Origin of the sequence: Frateuria edaphi (assembly GCF_021117405.1) — a bacterium.
In the GTDB taxonomy this organism is placed as follows: domain Bacteria; phylum Pseudomonadota; class Gammaproteobacteria; order Xanthomonadales; family Rhodanobacteraceae; genus Frateuria_A; species Frateuria_A edaphi.
This window is the reverse complement of the sequence record NZ_CP088251.1, coordinates 1027434-1040548: the sequence shown is the minus strand read 5'-3', so window position 1 is coordinate 1040548 and position 13115 is coordinate 1027434. Positions and strand designations below refer to the sequence as shown.

13 protein-coding genes are annotated in these 13115 nt (G+C 67.7%); 7 read left to right on the top strand and 6 right to left on the bottom strand.

Annotated features, from left to right (window positions below):
• Positions 1-115: 115 nt before the first annotated feature.
• Entirely contained in the window at positions 116-1210 is a 1095-nt protein-coding gene (locus tag LQ772_RS04785; RefSeq protein WP_231324514.1) for a VOC family protein, read from the bottom strand.
• 89 nt (positions 1211-1299) lie between these two features.
• The gene (locus LQ772_RS04780) at positions 1300-1785 is read right to left on the bottom strand and encodes a CYTH domain-containing protein (protein WP_231324511.1); all 486 of its coding nucleotides are present in this window, start codon (positions 1783-1785) and stop codon (positions 1300-1302) included.
• A 220-nt stretch (positions 1786-2005) separates the two neighbouring features.
• Here LQ772_RS04780 and LQ772_RS04775 point away from each other — a divergent pair, with 220 nt between their 5' ends.
• From LQ772_RS04775 to LQ772_RS04760, 4 genes are all read left to right on the top strand, one after another.
• Positions 2006-2398, top strand: coding sequence for a cupin domain-containing protein (locus LQ772_RS04775; protein WP_231324509.1), 393 nt, complete (start codon positions 2006-2008; stop codon positions 2396-2398).
• A 426-nt stretch (positions 2399-2824) separates the two neighbouring features.
• Positions 2825-3316, top strand: coding sequence for a DUF305 domain-containing protein (locus LQ772_RS04770; RefSeq protein WP_231324507.1), 492 nt, complete (start codon positions 2825-2827; stop codon positions 3314-3316).
• A complete protein-coding gene (locus LQ772_RS04765; RefSeq protein WP_231324505.1) occupies positions 3313-3837 on the top strand; it encodes a DUF6692 family protein in 525 nt (174 codons plus the stop codon). The genes LQ772_RS04770 and LQ772_RS04765 overlap by 4 nt, the downstream gene beginning before the upstream one ends.
• 154 nt (positions 3838-3991) lie before the next feature.
• A complete protein-coding gene (locus LQ772_RS04760; RefSeq protein ID WP_231324503.1) occupies positions 3992-5305 on the top strand; it encodes an MFS transporter in 1314 nt (437 codons plus the stop codon).
• 123 nt (positions 5306-5428) lie between these two features.
• Here the strand turns inward: LQ772_RS04760 and LQ772_RS04755 are convergent, their stop codons facing one another.
• Both LQ772_RS04755 and LQ772_RS04750 read right to left on the bottom strand, forming a co-directional pair.
• Positions 5429-5812, bottom strand: a complete 384-nt coding sequence (locus LQ772_RS04755) for a VOC family protein (RefSeq protein WP_231324501.1) — start codon at positions 5810-5812, stop codon at positions 5429-5431.
• Positions 5813-6005: 193 nt separating this feature from the next.
• On the bottom strand, positions 6006-6611 hold the full coding sequence (locus LQ772_RS04750; protein ID WP_231324499.1) for a hypothetical protein: 606 nt from the start codon (positions 6609-6611) through the stop codon (positions 6006-6008).
• A 287-nt stretch (positions 6612-6898) separates the two neighbouring features.
• Here LQ772_RS04750 and LQ772_RS04745 point away from each other — a divergent pair, with 287 nt between their 5' ends.
• The 3 genes from LQ772_RS04745 to LQ772_RS04735 all read left to right on the top strand — a co-directional run bounded on the left by LQ772_RS04745 (position 6899) and on the right by LQ772_RS04735 (position 11246).
• Complete coding sequence (locus LQ772_RS04745) at positions 6899-8260, top strand: alpha/beta hydrolase family protein (protein WP_231324497.1); 1362 nt, start codon at positions 6899-6901, stop codon at positions 8258-8260.
• A 205-nt stretch (positions 8261-8465) separates the two neighbouring features.
• A complete protein-coding gene (locus LQ772_RS04740) occupies positions 8466-8909 on the top strand; it encodes a YybH family protein (RefSeq protein WP_231324495.1) in 444 nt (147 codons plus the stop codon).
• Between the two features lie 84 nt (positions 8910-8993).
• Entirely contained in the window at positions 8994-11246 is a 2253-nt protein-coding gene (locus LQ772_RS04735; RefSeq protein ID WP_231324494.1) for an EAL domain-containing protein, read from the top strand.
• Positions 11247-11627: 381 nt separating this feature from the next.
• Here the strand turns inward: LQ772_RS04735 and LQ772_RS04730 are convergent, their stop codons facing one another.
• Together LQ772_RS04730 and LQ772_RS04725 are read right to left on the bottom strand one after the other, a co-directional pair.
• Positions 11628-12362 carry an SDR family NAD(P)-dependent oxidoreductase gene (locus tag LQ772_RS04730; protein ID WP_231324492.1) on the bottom strand — a complete coding sequence of 245 codons (735 nt, stop codon included), beginning with the start codon at positions 12360-12362 and terminating at the stop codon, positions 11628-11630.
• A gap of 87 nt (positions 12363-12449) precedes the next feature.
• Positions 12450-13049 (bottom strand): NADPH-dependent F420 reductase, encoded by a 600-nt coding sequence (locus LQ772_RS04725; protein WP_231324490.1) that lies wholly within the window; start codon positions 13047-13049, stop codon positions 12450-12452.
• Positions 13050-13115: the final 66 nt, after the last annotated feature.

The following is a 13115-nucleotide window of genomic DNA, read 5'->3' as shown; positions in this document are numbered from 1 at the left end:
GCTCTATTCCGCACCCGGACGAGCGGCGAACGCTAGTGGAGAACCGGAGGCCTGACAACACGCCGCGATGACCTCGTCGCCGCACGTTCCCCTTTGCCTCGTTGTTCGAAGCAGGTCAGTGGCCGGTAGCCGGACATGCCGTCGCCTGACCGGTCGCCTGCGAAGCGTGGAATTCGACCAGCATTCCGAGATCCTCGCGGGATGGCGCCAGAAAGGCGGGCCCGAAAAGTCCATCGTTGGCCGCCACGTCGGCTTCATAACCGCGTGCCACCCGCCGGCGGGCCAGTTCGAGATCCGCCACGGCCACGTCGATCCCCAGCACCTGCGGGCCACCGTTGCGCAGCGCGTCCGCGGCGATGCCCGCGCCATCGGGCTGCAACGCCAGCAGACGCTTGCCATCGACCGGGATGCAATAACCGCGGGCGGCCACCTGCGGGAAGCGAACCGGCGTGGCCCCACCGAAGCCCATGCGCTCCAGACGCTTCCGGTTGGCCTCGGCATCGGCGGACAGCAGCCAGAACGCGGTCACCGCCTGCGCGCCGTTGGGATGGAGGCGAGCCGCACGCAGGTCCGCCTCGCGGGCCGGCGTTGCCCGAAGCGCCGCATAGTCGATGAAGAACAGGTGGCTCGAGAGGGGATCGCGCTGGAAGGCGAACAGTCGCCAGCGCGGCGGGTAGGCAGGACCGTCCCCGTCCGGATCCTTCGCCGAGGCGCTGAATACGTCCGTCGGCGCGAAGCCCGCGGCAAGCAGTTGTCTGCGGCGCGCGTCGAGCGTGGGCGTTCGCAGCCCGAACGTCCTGGACCCCGCCCCGCCCCGCAGCGACGCCTGGTCGGCGAGCATGCCCGGGTCCATCGCAGCGCCCGGTCGCGTGATGCCAAGCAACTCGATGTAGCTGCCGTCCGCCAGGCGAACATAGCGATTGGCCACGCCGTCCGGATTCCTTCCCGGCACCACCTGGAACCCAAGCCTGGCGGTCATGACGGAGGTGACCTCCTCGATGCTGCGCCCCCAGAGCAGCACGTGATCCAGCCTATCCATTTCAACGGGCGACGATGGCAGCGGCGCTGCCGGGGCGGGGCGGCCCATGGCCAGCAGCACGAACAGGAGGGCACCCGGGAGGGAAGAACGCACGGCGCACGATTCCTTGGCAAAGTCCGAGCCCATACGGTGCCCATGGCGGAGGTGGCCGGCAATGACCTGGCAGGTCATGCGCCCGCCAGAGCAGTCACCGGACAGCGCACGGTCGTTTCCGGCCCTCGGACCTTCATGCGCTTCTGGTCTTGGGGCAGGTGGATTCTTCAGCGTCCCTGCATCGCCGCTGCCCTTGCCAGCGCAAAACCCGAATACTCCGGCCGGCCGGTGACCTCTTCGAGGGCGAACGGCGGTGGCACAAAGGCGGCCGCATCGGCGGCCGAGGCGAATTCCTGCTCGAAGATCGCCAGCGATAGCGGCGCTTCGTAGACATCCAGCGCACCTTCGCCGACCGAATAGCGCCGCTTGCGAACCATGTATCCGGGCAATCGCGAAAGGGCGAGGTACTCCGCCTCGGCCAGGTAGATGCTGGTCACCGGTTCGGATCCGACCGGCTCCTTGCCGTACTTCTTGCCGAGCTTGAACACGACGCCTTCTTCCGAACGCATTTTGCGCAGGCGCAGCCGGGTGTCGCGCAGGTACACATCGTCGATCTCGCGAACGGGCAGCGACGCCACCGAACCCACCGCTCGCAGGTCCACGCGCCATCGGCGTTCATGCTCCAACAGGGCGTACTTGGGGAAGGGTTTCACTGGCCGTCGCCGTTGCCTGGTTGCCCGTAGTATGCGTTGCCTCCGCAAGCTGCTCCTGCAGGAAGCCTCTTACCGCGGGGTCACGCTCCAGGCCGATTTGCGCTGGGGGCGTACTGACCCGAACGCGATGATCCGGGCCATGCGGGGTTCCGTGGATGGTGCACTTGTTCAGCCCCGGGCGACGTTCCACGATGGGTTCTCCCCACGCGGATGTTCCCCGATGCCAGCGCCTGTCTCGCCCGAAGCCATCGCGGCCGCCTTGCCGGACCTCTGGTCGCCGCGCGTCATCGGTGAAGTGGACGACGCCTACGTCAAGGTCGCCCGCATCAAGGGCGTGCTCGCCTGGCATAGCCATGAGGCCGAAGACGAGCTGTTCTACGTGCTCCGTGGCGCCCTGCGCATCGAATTGGAGGACGACGTGGTAGAGCTCCAGGCCGGCCAGATGTGGGTGGTACCCAAGGGCGTGCGACACAATCCGGTCGCCGACGAGGAATGCCTGGTCCTGCTGATCGAGCGCAAATCCACCCGCCACACCGGCGACGTGGTGACCGGCAAGACCCGCTCGATTGCCGAGCAACTCGGGACGATGCCGCCGGGCGCCGGCAAGCGATGAACTTCGCTCGCCGCCTCGGCGGCATGGATCAATCCGCCGCGTTCCGATCGTTCCCGGATCCGTTGCAGCGCTCGAACTACTCGGCGTAGGGGCTGTTGTTCATCATGCGGCGATTGAGGTCCGATGCCCATCCGTCCAGCGGGTGAGGGGTCAGCCTGCCCGCTGCCTTAACGCATGCCCGCAACAGGCAGTTCACGCTCGCCGTACCCGGCCAGGCTTAGAAAGTCGCGAGGGGATGGGCCTGCCCGGATCGCCGATCCCACCAACCGGTATCCCTTCCCGGCGCCAGGCATTCCTGCCTTGGGCGTGAGCCGTCATCGGCAATCGTGGAAAAAAGGAGACCTCATGCAAACAGGAACCCAACGGTCCGCGCGCCACCCGGCGCCCCCTTCCGAGGGGCGGGATCACCAGCACCAGGGCCATCCCATGAAAGGCATGGGCTACGGCCGTTTCCTCGCCATGGTGGGCACGTCCACCGCACTGATGTTCGTGCTGATGTACCTCAACACCTACTCGATCGACCACGTGTTCTTCAGCCAGACGCGCTTCTGGATGGCGTTCGTGATGGGCGCGGTCATGGCGCTGGTCATGCTTGGCTTCATGTGGTCGATGTACCGCAACGTGCGCCTAAACGTGATCATCCTCGGCGCGTCGGTGCTGGTCTTCGCAGCGGCCCTGTGGCTGGTGCGCAGCCAGGCGACGGTGGACGACGTCAGCTACATGCGGGCGATGATCCCGCACCACAGCATCGCGATCATGACCAGCGAACGCGCGCGCATCCGCGACCCGCGCACGCGCAAGCTCGCCAAGGGCATCATCGAAGCGCAGCGGCGCGAGATCGCGCAGATGAAATACCTGATCGACGACATCGGGCAGCACGGCGTCCGGACGCCGTCGCGCCAGGAGGCCACGCCATGACGCGACTTCACCTGTCCGCCTGCCTCGCCGCCTGCTTCGCGCTTGCCGGCTGCCACCTCGACAACCCCTCCACCGGCAACGACACCGAGCCGGCGCTCGACCCGGCCAGGCCGGCCGCCCCGCACCGTACCGCCGCCGAAGCTCTCGCCGGCGTCGCGATGGAGGACGTGCAGCCGGAAACCATGAGCAGGGCCGACCTGGACAGCCTTGGCGACGTCAGCGACCGCTGCGTGTTCCGCTTCACCGCCGTCGGCTGGCCGAGCTTCGTCTATGGCGGCGCACCGTCGACCGGCACGCTCAAGCTCAATGAAGCCCTGATCACCCTGCCCCGCTCGGGAGGCGGCGCGTTTGCCGAGAGCGGACTCCAGGTGACCTTGCGGCCGCTCGACAAGCATGCCGCGGACGATGCCCGCCACGAGGCCGACCTCATCATCCGCCTGCCCCACACGCCACAGGAACTGGGATTCAAGGGCTACACCGAATGCCACCCGCACTTTGCGGAGCGTGTCGCAGGGAGCTGATCCGGCTCGCGCCATCCTGGCCAGCTCGGGTCACGCCCGGCGGGGCGAGGCGAAGCGATCTCCGCCCGTCCCGATCCGGGCGCGATGCGATTTCCGGATACGCGGCGGCGCGCAGTTACCATCGGACCACCGCAAGCTTCCGGCCCCCGCCCGCATGACCTCGAACCACACGCCCGGCGCCCACGCAGTCTCGCGCGCCTCCATGGTGATCGCAGCGCTGTCGACGGTCGTGGAGTGGTACGACTTCACGCTCTACCTGTACTTCGCCACCGTGCTGTCGCGGGTGTTCTTCGGTGGTGGCGAATCCTCGCTGCTCGCGACACTCGGTGGCTTCGCGGTGGCCTACGCGATGCGGCCCCTGGGCGCGATGGTGTTCGGGCACGTCGGCGACCGGCTCGGCCGGCAACGCACGCTTCTGCTGTCGATGATGCTGATGACGCTGGCGATGCTCGCCACGGCACTGTTGCCCGGCTACACGGCGATCGGCCCGGCTGCGGGCGCAGTGCTGATGCTGTTGCGCTGTTTCATGGCGTTCTCGGTCGGCGGCGAGTACACCGGCGTGGTCGCCTACCTGCTGGAGGGCGCGCGGACGGACCGTCGAGGTTTGATCACCTCGCTGGCGTCCGCCGCCAGCGAGATCGGTGCGCTGCTGGCGGTGGCCGTCTCCGCGGCGACGGTCGGCCTGCTGAGTCCCGCGCAACTGGACACCTGGGGCTGGCGCATTCCCTTCTTCGTGGGTGCGGCGCTGGCCGGTTGCGTGTGGTTCGCCCGCTCCACGATGGAGGAGTCGCCCGACTTCCTCCGTCAGGTGCGTCAGCAAAGCTTGCCCGACGCGCCGCTGCGCCACACGCTCGCCCATCATCGACCCGCCCTGTTGCGGACGTTCGCCATCTCGGCGCTGGGCTCGATCACCTATTACGTGGGCATCACCTATGTACCGACGTTCCTGATTTCGTCGGGCATCCTGGCCGAGAGCCGCTCGCTGTGGATGTCGACCCTCGCCGCCGTCGCGGTCATCGTGGTCACCCCGTTCGCCGGCGCGCTTTCCGACCGCATCGGGCGCAAGCCCGTGCTGACAGGGTTCGCCGTGGCGAGCATGCTGCTTCCGCTGGTCCTGTTCGGGCTCATGCACGGCGGCGGCGAACTTGCCATTGCCGGTGGCGCCATCACCCTGGCCTGCCTGGCCGGCGGCGTGAGCGCCGTGGGCGCCCCTGCCACCGCCGAGCAGTTCCCCGGCGAAGGGCGCCTGAGCGGCCTGGCGCTCGGCGTCACCGTGGCGACCGCGCTGTTCGGCGGCCTCACGCCCTTCCTGGCTGAGCTGCTGGTCCGCAGGACCGGCTGGCACGCCGCGCCCGGCGCGATGATCGCCGCCGTCGCGCTGGCCGTACTGCCCGTGCTGCTGACCATGCCGGAAACCCGACCGCAGCGGGCCAGGAACCACGCCGGACGGAAACGGCCGCTCGTTTGACGCTGGGCGGCCGGGATACGGGGCAGATTACGCATCGCATCCCGCGTAAAACCTGCCGCCTGACAGGACCTGCCGCGCTTCGAAGTACACACGCCGCGCACGAGCAGCTTGCCCCGGTACCCCTCAGGTCAGCGCGCTGACCATCACGTAGTAGCCATCCAGATCGCGCAGCGCAAATTCCATGGTTCCGGTGGCGGGGTTGAGTTGTGGCTCCCCAGCGAGCTGATCGACAAGCGTCCTGGCGTTGGAGAGCACTCGGTCGAAATCGTCCACGCGCAAGAACAGCAGGAGTCCATTCCCGGGTTCGGCCAGTTCCGCGCTGCGCAGCGTCGGATGGTCGTGGGATCCCCACTTGTGCAGGCACAGGAGGACGGTGCCGTCTTCGTCGCATATCTGCCCGAAGTAGTCATGCGCCGGGTCACCCGGAGGCTGCCCCAGCAGCGCGCGATACCAACGGAAACTCCGCGCCACTTCGGCCACGCCGATGATCGTCCAGGTTCGCTTCATTGCCGTCTCCGAAGCCTCTCGACCCGCATCATGCGAGGACGTTCCCATCAAAGGTTGCATGGCGGCGAAAGTGCACCCTGGCTTTCGGACCCGTGTCGCAAGGCTGGGCGCCCGGTGTGACGCCGGGCCCCAGGCGCCCTTGTGCCGGTGTCTCCATGGCCAGGACGTTCCGCCCACGTCCCGCAGGCCGCCATCAAAGATTCTGGGCATTCACCAGAATGGCCATGTTGTCCTCGCGCAGTTTGCCGAGTTCGGCTTCACGCGACTTCAGCGCCGCAGCGACATCCGCATTCAAACCGGCATAGGGATCGCCGAGTTTCTGCTGCATCTGCGCCCCGCCCTCCATCTTGGCCATGGCGCTGCTCATCGAGACCGCGCTGAGCACCTTGTCGATGGCGTGCTTGATGAAGTCGTAGCGAGCCGCGTCCAGGCCCGCCGCCCGGGCGCCGGCGTTGTCGACTTCGGCGCTGGTAAGGTCAGCCAGCGCGGCCACCTCGGCTTCCTGGTCATGGTCGGCCTTGGCCTTGGCTGCCTTGTCACTCGACGCCTGGCGCAATTCGATTTCCTTTTGCATGCCCTTGGCATAGGCGTCCAGATCACTCACCTGCAGCGGGCGCGTCATACGGGCCTGGGCTACCGATGACGGGTCGGTCGCGGCAGCCTTCGCCGGAGCCGGAGCCGATCCGGCTTGCGCTTCCGCTTGCGGGCTCGCGGCATCGCCGGCTGGCGCATTGCCATGGCCGCAGGCAGCCAGCGCGAACGCCAGGACAACGATCGGGCAGTAACGGTTGGGACGCATGGCAGTTCCTCCTTGGACGATGATCGTTCGGCGAGTCTAAACCGTGGATTGCGCCGCGTAGCTACCCGCCCCGTTGTCACCACGAGGCGTTTGAACGTCCTGTAGGCGTCGTCCCACGTCCTCGATAACGCGCGGCGGCGCGAACTCCGGGAGCGCGCTGGCCATGGTTCCGGGCAGGACGTGGACTCTGGCTGTCTCGGTTTCCTGGTGCTCCCCGATCACGCGCAACCATGAAGCGCCAGGCGGTCTCCCTGATGAGACCCACACGACCGCCGAACCCCCACGCCATGATCCTCGACCCGACGCGACGCGGCTTCCCGCGGCCCCTGATCGTCCTCGCCCTGTTCCTCGTCATCGTCGCCTCGCCGCTGGCCGCCCGCGCCGGCGAGCGCTGCGACGTGGGCGTGTACCGCCTCGCCAACGGCCAGGTGGTGGACGTCGCGCCATCTGATGGCGACACGCTTCGTTGGCGCAAGCTGGACGGCAGCACCGGCGAGCTCAGGCAGGTCGCCCCCGGACGCTGGCAGAGCAGCTACGGCTGGACGGGCCGCGCCGACGGCATCACCGTGGAGTTCGACGCCTGCCCTTCCCAGGGCCTGCGCTTTGCGGACCAGACGGGACACCGCATCCCGCTGCGCGTCACCGACACCCGCTTCGTCTCGCACGGCACCCGGCTGGTTGGCCGGCTGCTGCTGCCGCCCGGCCGCGCACGTGTGCCCGTGGTCGTGCTGGTGCATGGCGCCGAGCGTGCCTCGGCGCGCCGCATCTACGCACTGCAACGCCTGCTGCCGGCACAAGGCGTGGGCGCGTTCGTCTACGACAAGCGCGGAACCGGCGACTCGGGCGGCGCCTATACGCAGGACTTCGGCCTGCTTGCCGACGACGCCGTCGCCGCGATGCACGAGGCGCGCCGTCTCGCCGGCCCCCGCCTGGGCCGCATCGGCTACCAGGGGGGCAGCCAGGGCGGCTGGGTCGTACCGATCGCGGCGCGGCGCGAGCATGTCGATTTCGCCATCGTCAGCTTCGGCCTGGCGGTGTCCGTCATCGACGAGGACCAGCAGGAAATCGCCCTGGAGATGCAACTCAAAGGCTACGGTCCCGACATCATCGCCAAAGCCCAGGCCATCGGCGCGGCGGCGGAGCGGGTGATCGCGAGCGGCTTCAGCGAAGGCTTCGACGCGCTCGACGCGATCCGCGCCAGGTACCGCCACGAGCCCTGGTACAAGGACGTGCATGGCAACTACACCTGGATGATCCTGTCGATGGACCGCCAGGACGTGGCCACCAAAGGTGCCGCGCTGCGCTTCGGCACGCCCTTCCACTACGACCCCATGCCGACCCTGGCCGCCGTGACCGTGCCCCAGCTATGGGTGCTCGGCGGCAAGGATCTCGAAGCCCCCAGCGCGGAAACCTCACGGCGGCTGCGCGGCCTCATCGCCCGCGGCCATCCGGTCACCCTGGCGCTCTATCCGGATGCCGAACACGGGATGACACTCTTCGAGACCGGCAAGAACGGCGAACGCGTCTCCACCCGCTTCCCCAACGGCTACTTCCGCATGCTCGCGGATTTCGCCCGCACCGGACGGCTGCAGGGCGACTATGGCGCGGCGCAGATCGAACAAGGCAGCGCAGGCGGCACACATCCGTAGAAGGAGCGACGCGCCGCGAAGTGCGGGGCCCGGTTATCCATACCCGTCAGTCGCAGCGAGCGAGGTGGAACCGCAAAGCCGCGTTCGCCTGCTTCTTTCAGGCGAACTGCCAAGAACGATCGGTCTTGCGCCGCTCCTTCCTTAGACCCCCGATACACGCGCCGCCAGGAAAACTCGCCAGTCACACGACAAGGGCGCACACGCCATGCCCGACGAGGACCGGACCATCGCCGAAGCTCGCATCCGCGAACTGATCCATGACTTCGCCGCGGCGTTCCGCGCGAAAGATATCGACGGCGTCATGTCGCTGTTCGCGCCGACGGTCATATCGTTCGACCTCGCACCACCGTTGCGATGCGTGGGAGCCGGCGCGCTCAGGAGGCACTGGGACGCGACGTTCGCCTCCTTGCACGGACCGGTCGCCTATGAGATCCATGAGCTCGCCATCGAGGTAAGCGATGGGCTGGCCTCCAGCCACAGCCTCAACTGGATGCGTGGGACGCTGGCGGACGGCCGCACCACCGAGCGCTGGCTTCGCTGGACCGCCTGCTTCCGCGAAATCGACGGTCGGTGGCAGGTGACGCACGAGCATGTTTCGGTGCCGATCGATATGGCGAGCGGAAAGGCCTTGTTCGGCCTTGCACCTTGATCCACGCGTGCGCGCCCAGGGTTGATTCCGTCATCCCTTCATTGCCCGCGTTTCGATCCCTGACCACGCCACCCTGAAAGCGTCTTGTTGACCCGCGGCCATTCGTGGGTTAACTGTTCCCGGGATCAAGGACGAGGGGATAGCGTGACGAAACTGTCCACGTTTGCAGCCTGCCTGCTGGCGCTCTGCCTGCCGCTCGCCGCCGCTGCCGCCACCAGGACGCTACGGGTCGTCGGCGACAACAACTACCCGCCCTATCTGTTCATTGGTCCCGATGGCAAGCCGCAGGGCTACGCCGTCGACGAGTGGAAGCTCTGGGAGAGCAAGACCGGCATCAAGGTCGAGCTGACGGCGACCAACTGGGCCGACGCCCAGCAGCGCCTGCGGTCCGGCCAGGCCGACGTCATCGACATGATCTTCCGCACTCCCGAGCGCGCCGCGACGCTGGACTTCACTCGTCCCTTCGCCACGGTGACGACCGGCATCTATGCCGATCGCAACCTGACCGGCATCGCCGACGCCTCCGGCCTGAGGGGCTTCGTGGTCGGCGTCCAGCGCGGCGATGCGTGCGTCGAACGGCTGCACCGCGCGGGCGTGTCGAGCCTGCGGGAGTACATCGGCTACAGCGCCATCATTGACGCCGCGCGCCGCGGCGACATCCGCATCTTCTGCATGGACCGCTCGCCGGCCGAGTACTACCTCTACCGGCTGCACGCGCAGGAGGATTTCGTGAAGGCGTTCGACTTCTACAGCGACCGCTTCCGCCGGGGCGTGCGCAAGGGCGATGCCGCCACCCTCGCACTGGTCGATCAGGGCATGGCGCGGATCACCCCGCAGGAGCGCGAACGGCTGCACGACAAATGGATGGGGCAAGGCGTCGACCTCACCGGTTACGCGCAACGTTTCAAGGCTGCGGCATCGGCGCTGGCGCTGGTCGGTGTCCTGCTGCTGGCGTGGGTGTACTCGTTGCGGCGGGCGGTCGGGAAACGCACGCGCGATCTCCGGTTCCTCACCCAGTACGACCCTCTCACCAGCCTTCCGAACCGGCACCTGCTGCTGGACCGGATCAACCACGCCCTGGGCCAACCGGGCATCGCGCTGTCCGTGCTCCTCATCGATCTGGACAACTTCAAGCGGATCAACGACCGCTTCGGCCACCCGGTCGCGGACGAACTGCTGAAGCAGGTGGCCGACCGGCTCAGGGCGCTTGCCGATCCCGGGGATACCGTGGCCCGGCTCGGCGGCGACGACTTCGTATTGACCTTGCGCTCGGTCGACGTCGTCCAGGTCACCGCCCTGGCCGAGCTGGCGCGACAGGCGGTTGCCCGCGGCCTGGTCATCGGTGGCGAGGAGGTGTTCCTCAGCGCAAGCGTGGGTGTGAGCCTGTACCCGGGTGACGGGGAAACCGGCGTGGCCCTGCTGAAGAACGCGGACACGGCGATGTCGCGCGCCAAGCAGAACGGGCGCAACGCCATCAGCTTCTACCGCGCCAGCCAGAGTGCGCAGGCAAGCCACTTCGTCACGATGGGCACCGCCATCCGCCACGCCTTGCAGCGCGGCGAGTTCGAACTGCATTACCAGCCGCAGCACTGCCTGCGCTCCGGCAGGATCATGGGAGTCGAAGCCTTGCTGCGATGGCGTCGCGGCGGCGAGCTGGTATCGCCGTGCGAGTTCATCCCGTGCGCGGAAGAACTCGGCCTCATCGAAGCACTGGGCGAGTGGGTGTTGGGGACCGCGTGCCAGCAACTGGCCCTCTGGCGCGCCGCGGGCGCATCGACGCTGCGCATGGCCGTCAACCTTTCCGCCCGGCAACTGGCCAGCCCGGGACTCGTCGCGGCGGTGCAATCCGCACTCGCACGCGCGCAGTTGCCCGGCGACCTGCTCGAACTGGAAATCACCGAGAGCGCCCTGGTGGGCACCGAAGCCGAGGTCGTCACGACGCTCGAGGCCATCCGGGCCCTCGGCGTGCACATCGCCATCGACGACTTCGGCACCGGCTATTCCTCGCTCGCCTACCTGCGCCGCCTGCCCGTCACGGTGGTCAAGATCGACAAGAGCTTCCTGGAAGGCGCGCCCGAAGACCCGGCCGCCGCCGAAGTCATCGGCGCCATCGTCGCCATGGCCCACGCGTTGAACCTGACCGTCGTGGCCGAAGGCGTGGAAACCGAACGCCAGGCCGCCCTGCTTGGAGAGATCGGCTGCGACCTTGCACAGGGATGGTTCTACGCGCCCGCGATGCCGCCTGCGCAAATCGCGGATGCCCTGATTCCAAGCCCGCCGGAAAATAAAAATGCTGCGGCGCGACCCAGGCCGCACGACGGAGCAACGGGTACCTGATCGCCCCACGCTTTCTGCCCGTTGGCCAGAAAGACCATGGCTGCGCTTTCAGCGAAGGCCAACGGATGGCCACGGCCCACAAGGATGGGCGCCCGGTGTGGCGCCGGGCGCCCAGGGGCCCGATGCGGGAGTGAGGTGAGAAACATCGGGCCACGCTGGTATACGCCCGCCCGCACGCTTGCGTCTGTGACGCAGACCACATCACGGCCGGGTGCCGACTGATTGCGGCGTGGCGAAGGATTGACCGCCTGGCAAGCCGTGCCGCCGTTAAGGCCGCGCTCCGCGCACCGTGACTTGATTCCCGCCTTCCCCCTTGTGGCCGGATTTGCCTGCCGCACTACGGTGCCGCGAATGAATGGCGCAGCCGGCCAGGCGTGGGCGTCAGATTTGCGCAAGGCCCCCGTCGACGGCGAGCTCGCTGGCGGTCATGAAACTGCTGTCCTGCGACGCGAGAAAGGCCGCCGCCGCGCCGATCTCCGCCGGTTCGGCCATGCGTTGCAGGGGATTCATCGAGGCGAACACCTTCATGCCTTCCTCGCCTATCGCGGCCTTCGCCAGTTCGGTCGCGGTCGGTCCGGGCGACAACACGTTGACCCGGATGCCGGTGCCTTTCAGATCCTCGGCCCAGGTCCGCGCGAGGTTGCGCACAGCGGCCTTGCTCGCGCTGTAGACGCCGAAGGCCGGGGCGCCGGTGGTGCCTGCGCTCGATCCGGTGAGGATGATCGAACCGCCCGGCCCCATCAGCGGCAGCGCCTTCTGGACCGTGAAGATCGTGCCCTTCACATTGGTGTCGAAGGTTTCGTCGATGTGCTCGCCGGTGATCTCGCCCAGCGGAAGCAGGCTGCCCGTCCCGGCGTTGGCGAACACGATGTCGAGGGTGCCGCGCTCCGCCTTTACCGCCGCGTAAAGCCGATCGAGATCGGCCAGGTCGGAGACCGAGCCCTGCACCGCGCGCGCGTTGGGACCGAGCTCGGCCACGGCGGCGTCGAGCGCTTCCTGCCGACGGCCGTAGATGAAGACGAAGGCGCCTTCCTCGATGAAGCGCTTTGCCGCCGCTCGGCCGATGCCGGTGGCGCCGCCGGTGATCACGGCGGTCTTTCCATTCAACTTGCTCATGTCATGAATCCTGGTTGGGGGCGTTGCTACTGCCGGAGCAGTGATGGGGGGGGCCGATCGCGGTCTTGTCCTGAGGGCCGTAGGTGCTCACGGCTCCTGCTTGAACAGATCCTGGAAAATCAGCGGGCCCCAGACGCGGCCGCGCGCCTGCACCAACGTGCCACCTTCGTCGAATTTGCCGAGGTTGACGGGGGCGAACCCCAGTTGCTTGGCAAGGTCCGCCACATCCGCGGTGGCCGCCTCATCGTCGCTCGACAGGAACACCACCCGGTGGCCGCCCTGGACGTTGGGATCGGTGGCCAGCGTGCGCGCCAACAGGTGATTGAAGCCCTTGACGAACCGGGCGCCGGGGAACGCCTTGGCGGCGAAGGCGGAGGACGGGAGACCGTCGAGGGTCTCGACGGGGTCATTCGTATTCATCGCGTCGATGATCGTTTTGCCCCGCCAATCCGGAAAAGCCTTGGCGACCTCGCGATGCCCCTCGAACAGCACCGCCAGGAAGATCACGTCCGCCTTGACGGCGTCCTGCAGTGTCCTGGGGATGACCGTGGGCCCGATCGCCTGCGCCTGCGGCAGCAGTGCTTCGGGCGGCCGCCGACTGGCGACCGTGACCTCGATGTTGTTGCGGGCGAAAGCGCGGGCGAGGGCCTGGCCTATCGCGCCGAAACCGATGATGGCGTAGCTCATGGAGATGGTCCTTTTCGGTTGAGAGATCCGGCCCCTGCGGACCGGTTGCCCAACCAATCTGGGTCG